The 18083-nt window shown below is 72.3% G+C and carries 16 protein-coding genes; 4 read left to right on the top strand and 12 right to left on the bottom strand.

Annotation, left to right across the window (positions count from 1 at the left end; translation table 11 throughout):
• Positions 1–39: 39 nt before the first annotated feature.
• Both CU044_RS03580 and CU044_RS03575 read right to left on the bottom strand, forming a co-directional pair.
• On the bottom strand, positions 40–1308 hold the full coding sequence (locus tag CU044_RS03580) for an FAD-dependent oxidoreductase (protein WP_129766950.1): 1269 nt from the start codon (positions 1306–1308) through the stop codon (positions 40–42).
• Between the two features lie 65 nt (positions 1309–1373).
• Complete coding sequence (locus tag CU044_RS03575) at positions 1374–2753, bottom strand: ATP-grasp domain-containing protein (RefSeq protein WP_193563866.1); 1380 nt, start codon at positions 2751–2753, stop codon at positions 1374–1376.
• A 162-nt stretch (positions 2754–2915) separates the two neighbouring features.
• Here CU044_RS03575 and CU044_RS03570 point away from each other — a divergent pair, with 162 nt between their 5' ends.
• Entirely contained in the window at positions 2916–4103 is a 1188-nt protein-coding gene (locus CU044_RS03570) for a glycosyl hydrolase (protein WP_129766949.1), read from the top strand.
• Between the two features lie 34 nt (positions 4104–4137).
• Here the strand turns inward: CU044_RS03570 and CU044_RS03565 are convergent, their stop codons facing one another.
• The 8 genes from CU044_RS03565 to CU044_RS03530 all read right to left on the bottom strand — a co-directional run bounded on the left by CU044_RS03565 (position 4138) and on the right by CU044_RS03530 (position 14436).
• Entirely contained in the window at positions 4138–5340 is a 1203-nt protein-coding gene (locus tag CU044_RS03565; RefSeq protein WP_129766948.1) for a GNAT family N-acetyltransferase, read from the bottom strand.
• Between the two features lie 5 nt (positions 5341–5345).
• Positions 5346–5969 (bottom strand): lipopolysaccharide biosynthesis protein, encoded by a 624-nt coding sequence (locus CU044_RS03560; protein ID WP_240045317.1) that lies wholly within the window; start codon positions 5967–5969, stop codon positions 5346–5348.
• 211 nt (positions 5970–6180) lie between these two features.
• Positions 6181–7338, bottom strand: a complete 1158-nt coding sequence (locus CU044_RS03555; protein WP_129766947.1) for a glycosyltransferase — start codon at positions 7336–7338, stop codon at positions 6181–6183.
• Positions 7335–8195: a polysaccharide deacetylase family protein gene (locus CU044_RS03550; protein WP_129766946.1), complete on the bottom strand. Its 861-nt coding sequence runs from the start codon at positions 8193–8195 to the stop codon at positions 7335–7337. Before CU044_RS03550 ends, CU044_RS03555 begins: the two co-directional genes overlap by 4 nt.
• The gene (locus tag CU044_RS03545; RefSeq protein WP_240045316.1) at positions 8185–9951 is read right to left on the bottom strand and encodes a lipid II flippase MurJ; all 1767 of its coding nucleotides are present in this window, start codon (positions 9949–9951) and stop codon (positions 8185–8187) included. The genes CU044_RS03550 and CU044_RS03545 overlap by 11 nt, the downstream gene beginning before the upstream one ends.
• The gene (locus tag CU044_RS03540; RefSeq protein ID WP_129766945.1) at positions 9948–11429 is read right to left on the bottom strand and encodes an O-antigen ligase family protein; all 1482 of its coding nucleotides are present in this window, start codon (positions 11427–11429) and stop codon (positions 9948–9950) included. The genes CU044_RS03545 and CU044_RS03540 overlap by 4 nt, the downstream gene beginning before the upstream one ends.
• On the bottom strand, positions 11429–13237 hold the full coding sequence (locus tag CU044_RS39300; protein WP_240045315.1) for a sugar transferase: 1809 nt from the start codon (positions 13235–13237) through the stop codon (positions 11429–11431). Before CU044_RS39300 ends, CU044_RS03540 begins: the two co-directional genes overlap by 1 nt.
• The gene (locus CU044_RS03530; RefSeq protein WP_193563865.1) at positions 13234–14436 is read right to left on the bottom strand and encodes a glycosyltransferase; all 1203 of its coding nucleotides are present in this window, start codon (positions 14434–14436) and stop codon (positions 13234–13236) included. Before CU044_RS03530 ends, CU044_RS39300 begins: the two co-directional genes overlap by 4 nt.
• A gap of 490 nt (positions 14437–14926) precedes the next feature.
• On the opposite strand from CU044_RS03530, the gene CU044_RS03525 reads away from it, so the two are divergent.
• The 3 genes from CU044_RS03525 (at position 14927) to CU044_RS03510 (ending at position 16525) form a co-directional block, all read left to right on the top strand.
• Positions 14927–15166 carry a chaplin gene (locus CU044_RS03525; protein WP_129766943.1) on the top strand — a complete coding sequence of 80 codons (240 nt, stop codon included), beginning with the start codon at positions 14927–14929 and terminating at the stop codon, positions 15164–15166.
• 345 nt (positions 15167–15511) lie between these two features.
• Positions 15512–15979 (top strand): hypothetical protein, encoded by a 468-nt coding sequence (locus tag CU044_RS38315; protein WP_165371768.1) that lies wholly within the window; start codon positions 15512–15514, stop codon positions 15977–15979.
• 207 nt (positions 15980–16186) lie between these two features.
• On the top strand, positions 16187–16525 hold the full coding sequence (locus CU044_RS03510) for a hypothetical protein (protein ID WP_129766941.1): 339 nt from the start codon (positions 16187–16189) through the stop codon (positions 16523–16525).
• A 175-nt stretch (positions 16526–16700) separates the two neighbouring features.
• On the opposite strand, the gene CU044_RS03505 is transcribed toward CU044_RS03510, so the two are convergent.
• Positions 16701–17336 carry a vitamin K epoxide reductase family protein gene (locus CU044_RS03505; RefSeq protein ID WP_129767027.1) on the bottom strand — a complete coding sequence of 212 codons (636 nt, stop codon included), beginning with the start codon at positions 17334–17336 and terminating at the stop codon, positions 16701–16703.
• 56 nt (positions 17337–17392) lie between these two features.
• Positions 17393–17899: a DUF5949 family protein gene (locus tag CU044_RS03500; protein WP_193563864.1), complete on the bottom strand. Its 507-nt coding sequence runs from the start codon at positions 17897–17899 to the stop codon at positions 17393–17395.
• Between the last annotated feature and the right edge of the window lie 184 nt (positions 17900–18083).

The raw sequence follows: 18083 nt of genomic DNA, 5'->3' as shown, positions 1-18083 counted from the left end.
CCCGCCGCGACGGCCACCGCCCCGGCCCCGGCGGCGCCGTCAGGACAGTCGCGGCTCCCCCACCGGCGCCGGCGAGGTCTGCCGCTGCCGGACCGTGACGAGCGATCCGCCACGTGATCCGAGCCTCCGCCGCACCCCCGCCACCAGCCGCTCGGCGGTGTACGCCGCCCCGTACACGAACCGCATGGAGGGGCCGAACGACGGGGCGCTCAGCAGACCGGCGACGAACAGCCCCGGGTACGAGCTCTCGAAGACCGCGCTCGCCTCGGGCGCGCTGCTCGGGCGTACCGTCCGCATGCCGGTCCGCAGCTCGCGGTCGACCAGGCCGAGCCGTTCGAGCCCCGGAGTGAATCCGGTGGCGGCGATGACGTGGTCCGTGTCCACGGTCTCGACCCGGCCGGTGGTGGCGACCAGTTCCAGCCGTACGCGCCCGTCCGCCCGGACCGCGCCCGCCACGCTCTCGCCGAGCCGGACGTCCACCGCCGACTCGAAGCGGTCCCGCAGCCACCACGCGCCGGCGGGGCCGAGCGCCGAGGTGAAGACCCGGGCCCGGGTCGTCTCGGGCAGTCTGCGGAAGATGCCCGGGGTCTCCGCGTAGAGGTAGTTCTTCCATCCGCAGCCCAGACCGGTGTGCGGGGCGCGGGCCGCCTCCAGGGCGGGGCGCTGCCGGGGCGGCGGCAGGGTGTTCCAGTTCAGTCGGTCCGACCGGGCCACCACCCGTACGACGGTGCCCTGTTCGGCGAGGAGCGCGGCGGTCTCCAGGGCGGCCTGCCCGGCGCCGATGACCGTCACGTCCCGGCCCTCGAAGCGCGTCAGGTCGGCGTGGTGGCTGCTGTGCGACACCTGGTCGGAGGGGAGTCCGCGCAGCGGGGCGGGGATGTCGGTGAAGGGCATCACCCCGACCGCGAGCGCCACCGTACGGGCGAGGACGGTGGTCCCGTCGTCGGTGTCGAGCCGGAATCCGCCGGGGCAGGCCCGTACGGACGTGATCGTACGTTCGTCGACCGGCGGGGCCGCGCGCTCCGCGAACCACAGGCCGTACGAGGCGAAGAAGCCGACGGGCAGCGGGGAGGCGTGACGTACCTCCACCCCCTGGGTCGCGGCGTAGGCGGCCAGGCTGAACGCGCCTTTCGGGTCGGAGAGATTCGACGCCCACGGTTCGGACTTCAGGAACATGCCGGGCGGCATATGGTCCCGCCACGAGGCCATGGGTCTGCCGAACACCCGCAGATCGAGGCCGGCCGCCGCCGCGTGGGCGGCGATGGAGAGTCCGTAGGGGCCGGCGCCCACAACTACCAGGTCGTACATCGTGTGTCCCGCTTCTCTGTGTCGGACGTTCGGACGTGGGGCTTGGGTGGTTGACGGACGGTGCGTCAGGACGAGGGCGTGTGGGAGACAGGGGGGCGTGGATTGGCGCGGTTCCTGCCCCGTCCGCGCTGCCGTACGGGGGACGTACGAGGCCGCTCGGAGCCGGCCGTACGGCGCCCTGGCAGCGCCCGTCCGAGCCTGCGCCAGCCACGCCGTACGACATGCAGCAGCCACGCGACGGCCATGGCGTACGCGGGCAGCGGATCGTCCAGCGCGAACCACGCGGCCTCCGTGGACCGGGGCCGCAGCACGCCGCCCCCGCTCCGGCGTACGCCCCAGTACCGGAAGGGCGTCAGGAAGGACGACCGCAGCGACGCGAGGAAGGACAGCAGCGCGTAGTTCTCCACCACGAAGGTCCTGCCGTGCGTCGCCTCCTGCGGGGGAACGGCCCGGCCGGTCAGATCCAGATGCAGCGCCCGTACGACATCCGTGCCCGACCGGTCGGTGAAGAGCCGGAACTGCGCGCCGGGCCGGGGGTTGAAGTCGAGCAGGTGGTAGGCGCCGGTGGCGGTGTCGAGCCGGAAGTCGAGATCGAGGATCCCGCGATAGCCGAGCGCCGTGACCATCTGACGGGCCATCCGCTCGACCGCCGGATTGGGCAGCCATCGGCCCACCGCGGTCAGTCCGGCCCCCACCGGCCAGGACCGTTCCTTCCGTCCGGCGGCCCCGATCAGGCACTCGCCGCCACCGCCGCTGTAGCCGTGGAAGAACCAGTCCAGGTCCCGGCCCTGCGGCAGGAACTCCTGGAGGAGCAGCCGGCTGCCCGCCTCGGCACTGCGCCCGTACAGCTCGCGGGCCTCCTGCGGGGAGCGTACGACCAGGGTGGAGCGCAGTCCGGTCCCCTCGGGCAGGAGCCAGGGCCTGCTCCACTTCGCCACCACGGGCAGCCCGAGCGACCAGGCCGCCGCCGCGGCCTCCTCGGCGCCCGAGGGGATGACGGTGCGCGGATGGGGGATGCCGAGCGTGCCGCAGATCCCGACCAGCTCCGCCTTGTCCGCGACGCGTTCGGGCAGCCCTGACGGTTGTTCAGGGAGCAGATAGCGGCCGTCGAGCCGCTCCCGCAGCCGGCCGACCGCGATCGCGCTCAGATCGTCCATGGCGATGAGCACGGGCGGGGTGGCGAGCCGGTCCGCGATGCCGAGCAGCAGCCGCTGAATCTCCGCCAGATCCGAAGGCTCCGTCAGAACCATGGGGCGGTCGGGCCGTAGATGCGCCCGGCGCAGATAGCGGGAGCGCCCCACGGGGCTGCGGGCGGCCTCGATCACCGCGTGGACCTCGATCCCGGCGCGGCCAAGGGATCTGACGGCGCCAAGGGTGCCGTGGTGGAACGGGTTGCGGTCGAGCCTCATGAGTACGGCGGGGACTCGGGTGTCAAAGCTCGGCACGGTGATGTCCTTCATTTCGGTAACCCATGCGGGGGATGAAATTCACGAACGGACTACTGGAACGCCAGGCCGGGTTCCCGATCGGCTTATTAGAAATACTTTGTGATCAACGTGACCACGGCTCGGGGCCACGGAAAGAGGTCCAACTCACGAGGAGCGGACATGCCCCTTCGACGACGACGGCTGACGACCACCTGCCTGGGAGTGGTCGCGGCCGGCCTCCTCGCGTCCGGCGCGGCGCTGCCCGTCGCCCATGAAGCGGACGAACCGGCCGCGGCGAAGGATTCGACGGGACGCGGGAAGCCGAAACCTCCTCGGGCGGACTCACCCGCGCTGGGCGCGTATCTCGATTACGGCCCGAAAGGCGTCCGGCGTATCGCGGGCATGCAGAGATGGCTGGGCGGCAGGGAGCTGCGGGTGGGGCACACCTATCTTCCCGGCGATGTGTGGTCCAACATCGAGGGCAGACCCGGCTTCCTGGAGGACTGGGCCGCGTGGCGAAAGGCGAAGAACGACCGGCTGTTCGTCCTCAATGTCCCCATGCTCGAGCGGAATGAGGAACGGGTGCCGGACGGTCTCGTCCGCCGTGAGCTGCGCCGGGCCGCGCAGGGCGATTACGACAGCCACTTCAAGGCCCTGGCGGAACGGCTCGTCGGTCTGGGTGTCCCGGACACGGTGATCGTGCTCGGCTGGGAAATGAACGGGGTCACGTACACCCACCGCTGCGGGCCCGACCCGGAGTCGTGGAAGAAATACTGGAATCGCATCGTCACCACCATGCGTGCAGTGCCCGGACAGAAGTTCCGGTTCGATTTCGCTCCGAACCGCGGACGGGACGACATTCCCTGGACCGAGTGCTATCCGGGTGACGATGTCGTCGACATCATGGGCATGGATTCTTATGACCAGCCCCCGGGCCGGACATTTGATGAACAGGTGAATGAGCCCTTTGGGCTTCAGGAGCACGTGGATTTCGCCGCTGCACACGGAAAGGTTATCTCCTATCCGGAGTGGGGCCTCTTCCGCAACGGTGACAACCCGGAATACATGCGCCGCATGCTCCAATGGATCGACACGTACAAGCCGGTGTACAGCACACTGACCGACTACTGCCCGCACGGTGTGTGGCAGTGCGGGCAGAATCCCAAGTCGTCGAAGATGTTCCGGGCCCTGCTGTACGGGTTCAAGCCGGATCTCCTGCCGGCGCCGCTGCCCACACCGGCCCCGACCCCCGCGCCCACCGAGCCGCCGCGGAACTGCATGCCGCTGGACCTCGGCCCCTGGGTGGAGAAGTGGCTGGGCGGCAAGATCTGTGTCCACGTCAACTGGTCACGGCGCGAGGACGGCTGACCGGCCCCCGGTTACGGGGCGGCGGCGCCCGGGGTCACCCCCCGGCGCCGCCGCCCCGCAGCCGTTTGACGAGCGCGGCGGCCCGGTCGCGGCCCGCCGCGAGCCCGACCAGCAGCCGCAAGGACGGCGCCAGATACGGCCGGGCGAGCAGCAGCCGCTGGTTGCGGACGGTCTCGGGGCGCCAGTGGTGTTTGTACGGCTCGTCGCCGCGCAGCATGCTCAGCGTGGCGCGGCCGCTCGTACTGATCCGCAGCGCCCCGCTCCGCAGCAGCATCGAGGCCACGTCCACCTTCCTGGCGCGCAGCACCGGATCGGCCCCGTACAGATAGCCGCCCTCCAGCAGGCCGGACATCAGGGTGAGATCCGCGGCGACCACCGCGCCGGACAGCCGGAACTCGGTCAGCCGCGCGTCGCCGTACTCGGTCATGGACCGTACGGACCGGGTCAGATGGTCCGCGAAGCGCGGGCTGAGATGTTCCGGGGTGACCCCGCGGCCCCGCCACTGGAGCCGGTGCAGCTCCAGCAGCCGCCCGACCGCCGCCGGGATCTCGTCCTTCGGCACCACCCGTTCCTCGATGCCCAGCGCGTCCAGCTTGCGCAGCTTGGCGCGGGCGCGCTGGGCGCGCGAGGAGGTGAGTCTGCCGAGCAGTTCGTCCATCGGAACGCCGGGCAGTTCGAGGCAGAGGGAGTCGTCGAGCTTCCTGCGCGGGCCCGCCCAGCAGGCGAAGATTCGTTCCGCCGCGGCCCCGGGCCGTACCTCGCGCAGATCGATCACCGCCGTACGGGCCAGCTCAGCGAGCGACTTCGCCAGCGCCGCCGCGGCGGCCTCGGTGCAGTCGTCGTGGAGCAGGACATCGGAGAAGTCGGAGATGGAACCGCCGAGTTGGACGAGGACGGGGAGAGGGCGGTGAACGAGCATCAGCGGGGCGGCCGCGACGAGTTTCGTGCCCCGGCGTACGAGCAGGACGCGCAGCCCGCGTCTGTTCCCGTACGACAGCCACCACGAGTGCAGCCAGGCATGGCTCTGGAACGGTGTGGCCGTGCGTGAGCAGCGGTACAACTCGTTCCAGTCCGGGGCGAGTTCGGCGAAGCGGCCGGCATCGCGGCAGAGCTCCGTGGTGAACACCGGGCCGGAGGCCCGCGACGCGGAGGCGGAGAGCGGGGCGAAGACGCGAAGGTGCGTGACCGGAGGAGCTGTGGGGGCCGCGGCGGTGCGCGCGCTCGATTCGGCGGCCATCGGACTCACACCGTTTCCGACTGCGGCAGCGGCTGCGCCTGGGACTGCGGCGGGGCGGACGTCGGACCGGGCACGTTCGCGTGGAACTCACCGTGCCGCGGCTTCGGTCTGACCAGCAGCCCGAGCCCGCCGAGCAGCCCGCCCGCGCAGCCGCCGACCAGGGCCGACAGCCCCGCCGAGGGGGTGACCGGAGCGGAAGGCTTCACGGCCCGGGAGAACTGGAGCACCCGCACCCTCGTACTTCCCTGCAAGTGGGAGCCGTTGACGACCAGCGCCCGCGCCACCCCGTCCGCCATGTTCACCGCGTTCGACGCCCGGTCCGAGGTCGCCGTCACGGAGATCATCGGAGCGTCCGGCGAGGTCGCCGTCTGCACACTCTCCTGGAGAGTCCGCGCGGGCACCCCGGCCCAGACCGCCGCGTCACCGATCAGCGCGACCTGCGCGGCGACGCGCCCGTAGGCCGTCGCGAAGCCCAGCGCGGCGGCCGGGTCGGACTTCTCCGTCGGTACGACGACGACGTAGCTGGTCGCCGAGTACTGCGGGGTACGGAGCATCCCGTACGTACCGCCCGCCAGCGCCCCGGCCAGGACCGCCACCGGCACGATCCAGCGGGCGGGCAGCGCCGCCACCTTCGACAGCCGAAGACGCGGGAGACGCGGGAGACGCCTGAGACGGAGGCGACGCGGGAGGCGGCCGACACGGGAGCGACGAGGAAGACGTGGGAGACGAACGAGACGGGGGCGACGCTCCGCCACGGGGGCGGACGCCGATTCAGGGACGGCGGGCCGGCGCCGCCCCGCCGGGCGGCGCGGGGGATTGGTGTGCGGAGTCATGAGCAGCTCACTTCTCGGAGGGGGCCGGGCCGCGGACGGCGTTCTCGTAGACGGTCATCAGCTGGCGTGCGCTGTGGGCGATGTCGTAGTGGCGCGCGGCCGGGGGTACGGGCAGCCGCCGCGGCCCCGCCTCCTCGAACCGCCGCAGTTCGTCGACGAGTCCGGGTACGGAGCCGCTGACCCGGCGCGCTCCCGGCGCGGCGTCGGCGGGCAGGTCCTGGAGGGCGGGGCAGGTGACGTGGAGGACCGGCAGCCCTGCCGCGAGCCCCTCGACGACGGCGAGCCCGAACGCCTCGTCGTGGGAGGTGGAGACGAAGACGTCCATGGCCGCGAGCAGCGAGGGGAGATCCGGCACGTGCTGCCGCGGGAGCGCCGCGGACGGGGACGGCGGGGGCGGCGGGTCCTGACAGGAGCCGTGCAGCATGATCCGGTCGGCCGCTCCCCGCTCCCGCGCGAGCCGCAGGAGCCGGTCGCGCTCGGGTCCCTCACCGACGAGGAGCAGCCGCGCGCGGGGCAGTTCGGCGACGGCCCGTACGAGCCGGTCGAAGCGCTTGCTGCCGGTGAGCCGTCCGACCCCGCCGACCACGAAGGCGTCCTCGGGCACTCCCAGGCGGGCGCGGGCCGTGCGGCGTGCGGTCTCGTCGTAGGCGAAGCGGCCGACCTCGATGCCGTTGGGCACCACATGGATACGGTCGGGGCGTACCCCCCAGCGCTCCAGACGCCGGGCGACGGTGGCGGAGACGGCGACGGTCGCGGTGCCCAGGCGTTCGCCCGCGAGATAGAGGCCGCGGGCGCCCGCGGAGAGCGGCCGGCCCTCGATCTGGACGGCCCCCAGGGAGTGTTCGGTGGCCACGATGGTCCGTACGCCGGCGATCCGGGCAGCGAACCGCCCGTACAGGCAGGCGCGGTAGAGGTGCGTGTGCACCAGGTCGTACCGTCCCCGCTTGATCAGCCGCGCGAGCCGGGGCAGGGCGCCGACATCGCGGTTGCCCGCCATGTCGAGGTCGGTGACGGGGACGCCGTCGGCGACGATGCCCTCGGCGACCGCCCCCGGGTTGGTGAGCGTGATGACTTCGCTCTGGGTCGGCAACTGCCTTAACAGAAGTCTGAGTTGCTGCTCGGCGCCGCCGATGCCGAGACCGGTGATGATGTGCAGCACCTTCATGTCGTCGTCGCCGCCCGGGTGTCGTCGTTCACGGTCCGCTCGGTGTGGGCGGTGTGGGCGGCCTGCGTGGCCTGCGCCGTCCGCCGTGTGCGCGCCGCGTACTCGGCGTACTCCTCCGCCGGGACCGGCTCGCGGCGCCAGCGGTGTGTCCGCCGCTTGAGGTTCAGCCGCAGGCCGGTGTCGCTCTCCCCGACATGGACGCGGGGCAGGGCGAACACACCGGTGAGCGGCCCCGGGTCGATGGCGCAGGCGTACGCGTACCCCGCTGCGCGTACGGCCTTGATGGCGCGCGCGTCGACCGTGCCGTACGGATAGCAGTAACCGGCGACCTCATGACGGCCGGTCAGATCCCGCAGCAGTTCGCGCAGCAGCTCACGGCTCCGCGCGGTGTCGGCGGCGAGCACCTCGTCGTCGGCCTTGGTCAGATCGGTGTGGCGCAGTCCGTGCGAGCCGATCTCCATGCCCGCCCGCGCCGCCGCGCGGATACCGTCCGCGGTGAGGAGGGACTTGCTCGGGCCGGGGGTGTCCCATTCGTTCGTACCGCCGAGACGGCCGGGCAGGACGAAGACGGTCGCGGTGAAGGCGTAGCGGCGCAGCAGCGGGACGGCCTCTTCCAGGAAGTCGGCGTAGCCGTCGTCGAAGGTGAGCCCGACGAGTCCGGCGCCCCGCCCTTCGGCGCGGGCGCCCAGCAGCCGGTCCATACTGACGCCGGTCAGTCCCCGGCGGCGCAGCCAGCGCAGCTGCCGGTCGAGCCGGTCCGGCGAGACCGTCACCCGGTAGGGGTCGTCGGTGGGGTCGGCGACGGAGTGGTACATGGCGGCCCACAGGGGGCCGGCGGACACCGTGTCAGCGGGCATGCGCGAGCTTTCGTGTGAGGGGGCGGGAGAGGAAGCGGAGGATGGTGTCGGTCTCGGGGGCCCGCAGGGCGCGCGCGATGACGAGGAACACCGCGCTGACCACCACGCAGGCCGCCATGGCGCCCAGGACGGGTGACGGAATGAGGGCTCCGCAGAGCCATCCGGAACCGGTGGCCGCCGCCGCGGCGGCACTGAGCTTGACCAGGCCCCCGGTCATGAACCGGAGGCTGACGGGCACGCTGTGCCGGCCGACCCCGTGCAGCATCAGGGCGGCGGTGACGGTGATGCCGAGCGCGTTGGCGGCGGCGATGCCGAGCACGCCCCACACCTGTACGAGCAGGGTGCCGGTGCCGGTGGTCAGCGCGAGCCCGGTGAGCATGGCGAACGCGGGGAACCACAGCGGGCGCGCGGCGGAGAAGTAGCAGCGTACGAGCGCCCCGACGAGCGTGTGGCCCAGCAGACCGAGCGCGTACACCCGCATCACATCGGCGGTCGCCGCCGTGTCCGCCGGCTCGAACGCGCCGCGCTGGAAGAGCACTTCGATGATCTGCGGCGCGCAGGCGACCACCGTGGCGGCCCCGACCAGCACGATTATCCCGGCCAGCGCGAGATCGCGCTCGACCCGGCGCCTGGCCCGCTCGGTGTCCCCCGCCGCCATGGCGCGGGCGACCACCGGGAAGGTGACGGTGCACAGCATCATGGAGAGCGTCATCGGGATCTGCGCGACCTTCTGCGCGTAGTTCAGATGCGAGATGGCGCCGGCCGGCAGCGGCGCGGCGAGGAACCGTTCGATGAGGACCTGGGACTGCCGGCTGAGCGCGAAGACGATGACGGGCGCGAGCAGGGCGAGGGCGACGGTCGGTCCGCCGCCCGCGTCCTTCGGCCCCCGCTCGGTCACGGTCACGTCCACCGGCCGGCGTGCGCGCAGCCTGCGCCACAGGACCGGCAGTTGGACGAGCACCATCAGTACGCCGCCGATGGCGACCCCGGCGGCGGCGGCCCGTACCCCCCACCGGTCGGAGACCAACAGCATGGTGGTGATGATCCCGGCGTTGTACGCGACGTAGATCATCGCGGGCGCCGTGAAGCTGCCGTGCGCGCGGAGCGCCGCGCTGCAGTACCCGGCCATGCCGAAGGTGAAGGCACAGGTGGCGGTCAGCCGGGTGCAGTCGACGGCGAGCCCCGGCTCTGGCAGTCCCGGTGCGAGGACGGCCACCACCCAGGGAGCGGTGGCCACCAGCAGCGCCGAGCCCGCGCTGAGGGCGAGGAACAGCCTTGGCAGGGTGCTCCGCACCAGGAGCCGTACGGGATCCGGGTCCAGGGCCGGTGCGGTGGCACGCCGGGCCAAGGCCAGGCTGAACGCCGGTACGAGGATCAGTGCCATGGCGTCCTCGATGAGGAGCGTGGCCGCGACCTCGGGCACGGTCCAGGCGACCAGGAAGGCGTCGGTGTCGGGACCGGCGCCGTAGAGATGCGCGATGGTCTGGTCGCGGGCGAGCCCGAGGAGCGCCCCGGCGGCGGTCAGCAGCGCGGTGAGGAACGCCGCGCGCGCCAGGAACCGTCCGGAGGAGAAGGAGCCGCGGCTCTCCGCGCCGGGGCGGGCCTCCCCTCCTGTGCCGACTCCTCCTGTGCCGACTCCTCCTGTGCCGACTCCTGCTGTGCCGGCTCCTCCTGTGCCCCCGCCCTTCGCGACCTCCACGGAGGGCGACTCGGGCTGCGGTGGTACGGCGGGAAGGGAGTGTCTCGTATCGCTCACGCGCGCCCGGCCTCACTCGTGGCGGGGCGCCGGGCGGGGCCGAGGGCCCACCGGGCGGCCAGGCCGAGCATCACGGCCGTCAGTACGGTCGACGGGCCGCCGATGTCCGCGTAACTGAAGTCCACCAGCTGCCAGATGAGCAGCCCGGTGACGGCGAGGCCGCAGTCGGCGCCGGTTCGGGAGCGGTGCGCGCCGGGCAGCCGGCGCAGCGCGCGGACGAGGAGCGCGGCCCAGCTGCCCACCAGGGCGACGATGCCCAGCAGCCCTTGCTCGCTGAGGACCAGCAGATACATGTTGTGCGGGGAGAGCAGCGGCTGACGCTGGAAGCCGAGACCCGCGCCCTCGGTGTCACTGGCGGCGGAGAGCGCGAGCGAGGCGTGGCTGTCGCGGTGGGCGGGGAAGCCCTTCAGCCCGACGCCGGTGACCGGGTGCTCGCGCCACATGTCCGTGGCCGCGGCCCACATGGTGTACCGGTCGGTGACGGACTGGTCGGGCGCGTCGGTGACCCGCGTGATGCTGTCGAGCCGCTCGGTGATCATCTGCGAGCCGATACCGAGACCTCCGACGAGTACGACGCCGAGAGCCCCGGCCACGAGCGCGACCACGACGGCGCGGCGCGGACCCGAGAGCGTCAGCTGGAGGGCGACGGCCACGGCGGTGGCGATCCAGGCGCCGCGGCTGAAGGACAGGGCGAGGGGTACGGCGAGCAGCCCGGCGCAGCCGAGCGCGACGGCGCGCCGCACGCGGGCCGCGTGCCGCCCCCGGCCGTCCGCCCCCGGGCCGTCGGCCCCCGGGCTCAGGGCGAAGCCGACGCAGATGACCAGTCCGTACGCGACGACCGTGGCCATGCCCATCACGTCGGTGGGGCCGAAGGTGCCGACCGCGCGGATCTCCTCGCCCATGTACGAGGCGCCGGTGCCGGTCAGATACTGCGTGACGCCGATCGCGCCCTGTACCAGCGCGAGGACGACGACGGACCCGGCGACCAGCCGGAGGTCACGGCGGTCGCGCAGGAGGAGCAGCAGCGCGCCCGGCACCAGCACGAAGATCTGGAGGTAGCGCGCGATTCCGGGCAGGCTGGAGCCCGGGTCGTGGGCGGTGAGGGCCGCGATGGTCACGCCCAGTACGGGCAGCCCGAGGACGACCGCGGCGGTACGGGTCAGCGGCCTGGCGCGGTCGCGCAGGACGCGTACGAGACAGTGCAGGACGAGCAGGCCGGAGGCCGCGTCCGCGACGCTCCCGGACCCGGCGGAGCCGTCCCCGGCGGGTGCCGAGGGCACGGCGAGCAGCGCGACGACCGCGACGGCCGGCAGCAGATGCGCCGACCGGCGCAGGACGTGTCCCCAGGGGCCCGCCGCCGCTGACGGGCGGGCGGCGGACCGGTGGGCAGCGGGTCGGCGCGCGGCGGGATGACGCGCGGTCAGCCCCGCGATCCCGACGCCGCCCGGGAATCCGACGCCGGTGGCGTCCGAGGCCATCAGCTGCCCGCCGGGCGGACGAGGGACGCGGCGGTCCGCAGCAGGATGCACACGTCCTGCCACAGCGACCAGTGGTCGATGTAGTGGTTGTCGAACCGCGACCGCTCCTCGATGGAGGTGTCCCCGCGCAGCCCGTGGACCTGCGCGAGACCGGTGATGCCGACGGGCATGCGGTGCCGGGCCGCGTAACCGGGCTGGGTCTTGCTGAAGTTGGCGACGAAGAACGGGCGCTCCGGCCGGGGTCCGACCAGGCTCATGTCACCCCGCAGCACGTTCCAGAGCTGGGGCAGTTCGTCCATCGAGGTACGGCGCAGGAAGTTGCCCACCGGGCTCATCCGCAGATCGTTGGCGATGTTCCAGCGGGTGGCGGACTCGTGCTCGTCGGCCGGGCGCAGGGTGCGGAACTTCAGCAGGGTGAAAGTGCGGCCGTTCTGTCCGACGCGTTCCTGGCGGAAGAGCACGTCACGGCCGTCGCAGAGCCGGACGGCGAGCGCGCAGGCCAGCAGGACCGGGGAGGCGGCCAGCAGGAGCGGGAGCGTGAACACCACGTCCAGCAGCCGCTTGACGGCCGCGTCGCGGCGGTGGCGGCGTACGGGGGGCGGCTCGACGCGGCGGGCGGCGAAGCCCCACAGGTGCCGCTCCATGGCGACGGGCGCGGCGGTCAGGTCCCAGGGCCCCGCGCCGACGAACCAGGTGGCGCAGCCGTACTCGTGGAAGAGCGCGACGAGGGCCGCGCGCTCCGTGCCGTCGCCGGGGCCGGTGGGGTCATGGAACCCGACGTCCTGGAACCCGGACTCACCGAACCCCGGCTCACCGAACCCCGACTCGCTGAACCCCGACTCGCTGAACCCCGGCTCGTTGAACCCCGCCTGGCCGAACCCGGAGTCGCCGAGCCCTCGCTCGCGGTCGGTGAAGTCGATGAACCGGTGGTCGATGAACAGCGCGTCCTGGACACCGTTCTGGATGACCGCCCGGTGGATCTCCTCGGCCGAGGTCAGCACCGGCAGGGCGGGGGCGTCCACCGCTCCGCCGTCCCGCCCGCCGGTCCTGGCGGCGGCCCGGTCCGCCTCGTCCTCGTCCTGCGCGGACCCGGCGATCCCGACGGGCCGCAGACCGTACTCGGGATGCTGGGCCAGCAGCGCGGCCAGCCGCCGCGCGGCCGGTCCCGAACCGACGACCAGAGCGGACCGCAGCCGGTTGCGTGCCACGGCGCGGCGCCGCGTGTGCAGGAGCGAGCGGCAGCCGCACGCGACGACGAGCTGGAGTGCGCAGCCGCCCAGCAGGTCCGGGACCCCCACGGCCAGCGCGGGGAAGAGCGCCGCGAGTACGGCGGCGGCGGCGCACCAGGCCACCGCGATCCGGGCGGCCAGCGCGGGGAGCTGGTCCAGCCCCGACAGGACGACACCGGGGCGGTAGAGCCCGGCGCACGCGTTCAGCACGGTCACCCAGGCGATGAGCTGGACGACGAGTACGGCGTCGCGCTGCTCGTCGCCGAGGACGACGGTGGACAGCAGCGCCGCGAACACGTCCGAGGCGAACAGCGGCAGGCCGAAGCGCAGCGGAGAGCCCGCGGGACGGCGGGACGGCCGCGCGAGGCGGTCCGGGGTGTCGCGCGGGGAGGCGATCGAGACGCGCCGCAGGACCTGCTGCCCCAGGGTCTGTGGCCCCGGGGTCCGCGGTCCGACGGTCTGCTGTCCCAGGGTCTGCTGTCCTGCCGTCTGCTGTCCCAGGGCCTGCTGCCCCATGGCCTGTTCCGCCGTCCGCGCCCGCCCGGTGGGCGGGGGAACGCTGGTGCTTTCCGTGGTCACTGGGGAATCGGCTCCCTGCGTTCGGGGCGCGGCACGGAGGCGACTTCGCGATACACATCCGCGATGGCCCGCGCTGTCTGCCGCACGTCATAGGTGCTGAGTACGTGCTGATGGCCCTGGCGGCCGATCGCTTCGCGCAGTGGCGCGTCGCGGAGCAGAGTGCCGATGGCCGCCGCCAGCGCGGGCGGGTCCTCCGGCGGTACGAGACAGAGCGCTTCGCGGCCGGGCGGCAGGCTCTCGCGCGCCCCGTCCACGTCGCTGAGGACGACGGTCCTGCCGCTCGCCATGGCCTCCAGCGGAGCCACCGCCATGCCCTCCCAGCGCGAGGGCAGGACGACCAGCTCGGCCGCCCGGTACCAGGGCGCGGTGTCCGGTACGGCCCCGGCGAAGATCACCGAGGGCGGTGCGGCGGCGCGCAGCGCGGCGGCGTCGGGACCGTCCCCGACGAGGACCAGCCGCGCCCGTGGCAGTTGGAGGAGGACCTGGCGCCAGGCCCGCAGCAGGATGTCCTGCCCCTTCTGTCTGCAGAGCCGTCCGACGCAGAGCACGACGGGTGTGTCCGGCGGGAGGGCGGCCAACGGCGGGAGCGCGGCCCGCGCGGCGGTGGTGCCGGTCAGGTCGGCGGGCCCGGACGGCCCGCCGGCGGATCCGAACCGCCCGACGTCGACGCCGTTGTGGACGACGGACCAGGGTGCGCGGATGCCGGCCCGCTCGCCGGTGCGCCGTTCCGCGTCACTGACGCATACGACCCGGTCGGTCCACCGGACGGCCCACCGCTCCCAGTGTCCGGCCAGCCGGCCCGTCACACCGCCGACCGCCTCGAACGACCACGCGTGCGGCTGGAAGACGGTGGGCACCCGGCCCCGTACGGCGAGCCGTCCGGCCAGTCCGGCCTTCGCGCTGTGGGCGTGCACCAGATCGGGCCGGACCCGCCGCACCACGCGCGCTGCCCGCCCGATCTCACGGACCAGTCCGGGCCCGGGGTCACGGGTCGCCCGCCAGTCATGGACCTCGGCGCCGAGCCGGGCCGCAGCGGCGGCCAGCGGCCCTTCCACGGGACAGGCGACGGCCACGCGTACTCCGGCGTCCCGTTGTGCCCCGACCAGATCCAGGACCACCCTGGCCACTCCGCCGTCGACCGGCTGGACGAGGTGGAGCGCGGTGAAGCCGGCCCCGGGCCGGCGCCGTTCTGGCTGCACGCGCAACTCCTCCACTCGTGGATACGGAAAAACGATCTCTTCGAGCGGGCTCGGGCGCCCGGTGTTCAGTTCCGGTTTTCCGCTCCTACGAAAAACGCACCGGCACGACAGGGGTCACGCTGGACACCGAATCGAACACATGAGTCATCCGGCGCCCCGCGAATTCATTACCGCCCCCGAGAACCGTCGAATTCCACATAGTGGCTCTCCGTCTCGAAGACCGAAACAATCAGGCACCTTTACAGAGGGCGGACTGAAAATCACGTGAGACGCGCTGAATCGCGCTGAACGTACAAAAGGACTCTTAAGAGCGGTAGTTCCTCGCCCGACCGTTGCTCCTCACCCGATCGGCCACCGCACCCGGCCGAGTGGCAGACGGGGCGTCACTCTTTCGGGCGCGCAACCGATGGGCGCCTTCGGCGTTGATGCATAGGTCAGGCAATCGCGCCCGACACGTACTGCGTCCCTTTCGACCGAGGAGCCCTTCTCCATGTCGCGTATCGCCAAGGCTGTTGTTCTCTCCACCGCGGCCGCCGCCGCTGTCGCCGGCGCCTCCGGCGTCGCCTTCGCCGACGCCGACGCCGGGGCCGCCGCTGTCGGCTCCCCGGGTGTCATCTCCGGCAACGTCATCCAGGTCCCGATCCACCTGCCCGTGAACGTCTGCGGCAACACGATCGACGTCGTCGGCATCCTCAACCCGGCGTTCGGCAACACCTGCGTCAACAGCTGACGACCTTCGCTGTCGCTGTCGGCGCCACACCCACGTCGCGTCGACGTCGCACGCGAGAGCCGCTCTTTCCCTCGGGGGCAGAGCGGCTCTTCCGCTGTCCGGGGGACACCCTTACGCGCCCCGGCGACCACTCGTACGGCGGCGCGGCACGGGCCCGCGCGGGCGCCGTCCGGACGCGTCGGACCAGGTGAGAGCGGGTCGGAGCGGGCCGGGACGGATACGGCGGCCGTGATACCGGCCGCAGGGAGGGTGCCCGTTCGGTTGCGGGCTCCGGGTGGGGAACCGACGGTGAGGAGAACGTGACGACTCGTCCCGAACGTTCGGCTCAGCCCGAAAGGACCAGGCATGCGTCTCCCGCTCTCCCGCCGTTTCACGACCGCCGCCGTGTGCGCCGCGCTCGCGCTCGGCACCGTGGCTCCCGCCGCCGCCCGTGAACTCCCGCGCGACACCGGAACCGACACCGCTCCGGACCCCGCGCCCGCACCCGCGCCCGCACCCGCACCCGCGCCGGACTCGACGGCACCCTCGGCGCCTGCCGCACCCGCGGCGCCCGCGCAACAGGCCAAGCCCTCGGACGACGCCAGTGACGTGCTGAAGCCCATCGCGGATCTGGTCCAGGCGGCGCTGAAGGCTCCCGACGGAGAGCTGTCCGCCGCTGACATCGAGAAGCACACCAAGGCCATCAGGGACGCCGTGGCCGCCCTGAAGGCCACCGTTCCGGCCGACGCGCTGGCCGAAGTGGTCGCGACCGTACAGAAGTCCACCGACACATTGACCGAACCGTCTCCCGCGGCTGATCCCCGACAGCCGTGAATAGCCCACGCCCGGCTGCTCGTTCGATACGAGAATAGGGCGAGTCCCCTTCATTCGAGTGGCCTGTCCAGAATTCCTTCCCGACGGAGTTTCCGCCGCGCGCACGCGTCGTTACTGATGACGAGCGACCGCGCGAAGGGTTCTCCAAGAGGCCTGTGCGAAGCGTGAGTTGTCTCACAACAGACATCACCGAAAGAAGGATTCACGATGAAGCCCATGAAGGTCGCCGCTGTCGTCGCCGGTTCCGTGATGGCTCTCGGCGCCGCCGCTCCGGCGTTCGCCGCCGAAGGCATGAGCCTCAATGGCGGGCTGGAGACCGTGATGAGCGAGGGCCTCAAGGACCCCCGGCCGCTGAACACCAACGCGCTGGACACCGAGAACCCGGGGTCCGTGCTGAACGCCGTGAAGGGCGCCACGGACAGCCTGAACAAGAAGAAGGGCGGCAAGACGAACGGCAAGAAGACGTCGGGCAAGACGGGCGCCAAGGAGATCGTCGGCACGTCGACCGGCAACAAGCTGCTCGGTGGGCTTCCGCTCGGCAAGTAGTCCCCGGTCGGCACGTAGTCCCGGCAGCGGTTTCCGGAGACGGCATGACGGCTTCCCAGGACGGTTTCCGGAGGCGCGGCGATCCCGTGCGTGACCGGACCGGACGGTCCGGGCCCCGCGCGGGCCCGGACCCCGTAGCCGGCCGGCCCGTGGCCAGACCCCGCAGGACCTGACCTCAGCTGGTCCAGAAGTCCCACCAGCGGGTCAGGATGAGCATCCCGATGATTCCGGTCCACAGCACCGGCGGCACCCAGTGGAACTCGCCGAGCGCGTCCCGCAGCCCGGCGGGCGCGGGCAGGATCCCGTGCTCGATGTTGTGCGCCGTGACGTAGCAGAACATCACGATGGTGGCGACCCAGGCCAGACAGCACCACAGACACAGCGAGTTGATGCTGTAGAGCGACTGGTACTGGAGCCACGTGCAGAAGCCGACGCCGAAGAGCGTTCCGGCGTTCAGGCCGAGCCAGAACCAGCGCCGGTAGCGTGCCCCGGCCAGCAGCCCCGCGCCGACGCCGACGACCACCGCGTACGCCGCCAGCCCCAGCATCGGGTTGGGGAAGCCGAAGACCGACGCCTGGTCGCTCTTCATGATGTTCCCGCAGGAGACCACCGGGTTCAGACTGCATCCCGGGGTGAAGTCCGGGTCCTCCAGCAGTCTGAACTTGTCGAGGGTGATCACCCAGGCCGCCAGCAGCCCGGCCGCCCCGCTGATCATCAGCACGAGCGCGAAGGCCCGTCCGCCGCCCCACGTACCGCCGGTGCTGTCCGTACGCTCGTCGGTGGCCGAGTTCTCGGCCAGTGCCGTCGCCATGACGTCCGCTCCCCTGCTTCCGGTGCTCATCCGGTATCCGTCCGGGCTTCCGACGCTCAGCCGCGCAGGCTGCGTACCGGCACCAGACTGTGCGCGGCGCTGGTGAGCATCGCCTCGTCGCCCGCGAAGGCGCGCAGCTGCTCCTCGGTGACGGGCCTGCCCGGGGTCGCCTCGGCCCACGGCCGGGTGGCGACGATGAAGTAGACCTGCCCGTGGTCCCGCGCGTCCCGCTCCCACTCCGGCGGGACGGGGCACTGCGCGTTCAGATACGGCATCGTCAGCACGGCGCGCCCCGCCTCGACCAGCAGCGTGATCGGCACGTTGGGGGTCTTCGAGACATCGACCAGATCGCCGCCGGGGATCAGCCCGATCTCGGCGAGCACCGTACGCATCGTCTCCTCGCCGGCCTCCGCCCCGTCCTTGCCGTCCCCGAGTGAATAGGCGAGCAGGAAAGGGGCGTTGCGTTCGCCGCCGGAGGGGTCGCTGGTCCAGGGAATCACCGAGAGAGTGCCCAGCCTGGAGGCGTGCCGCGCACTGATCGAAACGGATTTGGTAGAGGTCATGTTGCGGCACATTAGTGGCCTGCGGGGAATATCCGTGAGCCCGCTTCACCCAAGTGGGGGACCACGCACGCCACTTCGGGACATCACTCTCCCAATTTCGTTTTTCAGTACGAGACTTGTTCATCAGTCCTCGCGCGGGGGCGCGTCGTACCGCCGCTTCGACGGCGCCGACTGACCCGAGCCG

Source organism: Streptomyces sp. L-9-10 (genome assembly GCF_004151105.1).
Taxonomy (GTDB): Bacteria; Actinomycetota; Actinomycetes; order Streptomycetales; family Streptomycetaceae; genus Streptomyces.
The sequence above is the reverse complement of the archived record's forward strand: the minus strand, read 5'-3'. Positions and strand labels throughout refer to the sequence as shown.

Bases quoted from the DNA above. Each gene is read 5' to 3' on its own strand.
- CU044_RS03580 (WP_129766950.1), bottom strand. From the start codon at position 1,308: ATGTACGACCTGGTAGTTGTGGGCGCCGGCCCCTACGGACTCTCCATC.
- CU044_RS03570 (WP_129766949.1), top strand. From the start codon at position 2,916: ATGCCCCTTCGACGACGACGGCTGACGACCACCTGCCTGGGAGTGGTC.
- CU044_RS03565 (WP_129766948.1), bottom strand. From the start codon at position 5,340: ATGGCCGCCGAATCGAGCGCGCGCACCGCCGCGGCCCCCACAGCTCCT.
- CU044_RS03555 (WP_129766947.1), bottom strand. From the start codon at position 7,338: ATGAAGGTGCTGCACATCATCACCGGTCTCGGCATCGGCGGCGCCGAG.
- CU044_RS03550 (WP_129766946.1), bottom strand. From the start codon at position 8,195: ATGCCCGCTGACACGGTGTCCGCCGGCCCCCTGTGGGCCGCCATGTAC.
- CU044_RS03540 (WP_129766945.1), bottom strand. From the start codon at position 11,429: ATGGCCTCGGACGCCACCGGCGTCGGATTCCCGGGCGGCGTCGGGATC.
- CU044_RS03525 (WP_129766943.1), top strand. From the start codon at position 14,927: ATGTCGCGTATCGCCAAGGCTGTTGTTCTCTCCACCGCGGCCGCCGCC.
- CU044_RS38315 (WP_165371768.1), top strand. From the start codon at position 15,512: ATGCGTCTCCCGCTCTCCCGCCGTTTCACGACCGCCGCCGTGTGCGCC.
- CU044_RS03510 (WP_129766941.1), top strand. From the start codon at position 16,187: ATGAAGCCCATGAAGGTCGCCGCTGTCGTCGCCGGTTCCGTGATGGCT.
- CU044_RS03505 (WP_129767027.1), bottom strand. From the start codon at position 17,336: ATGGCGACGGCACTGGCCGAGAACTCGGCCACCGACGAGCGTACGGAC.
- CU044_RS03500 (WP_193563864.1), bottom strand. From the start codon at position 17,899: ATGACCTCTACCAAATCCGTTTCGATCAGTGCGCGGCACGCCTCCAGG.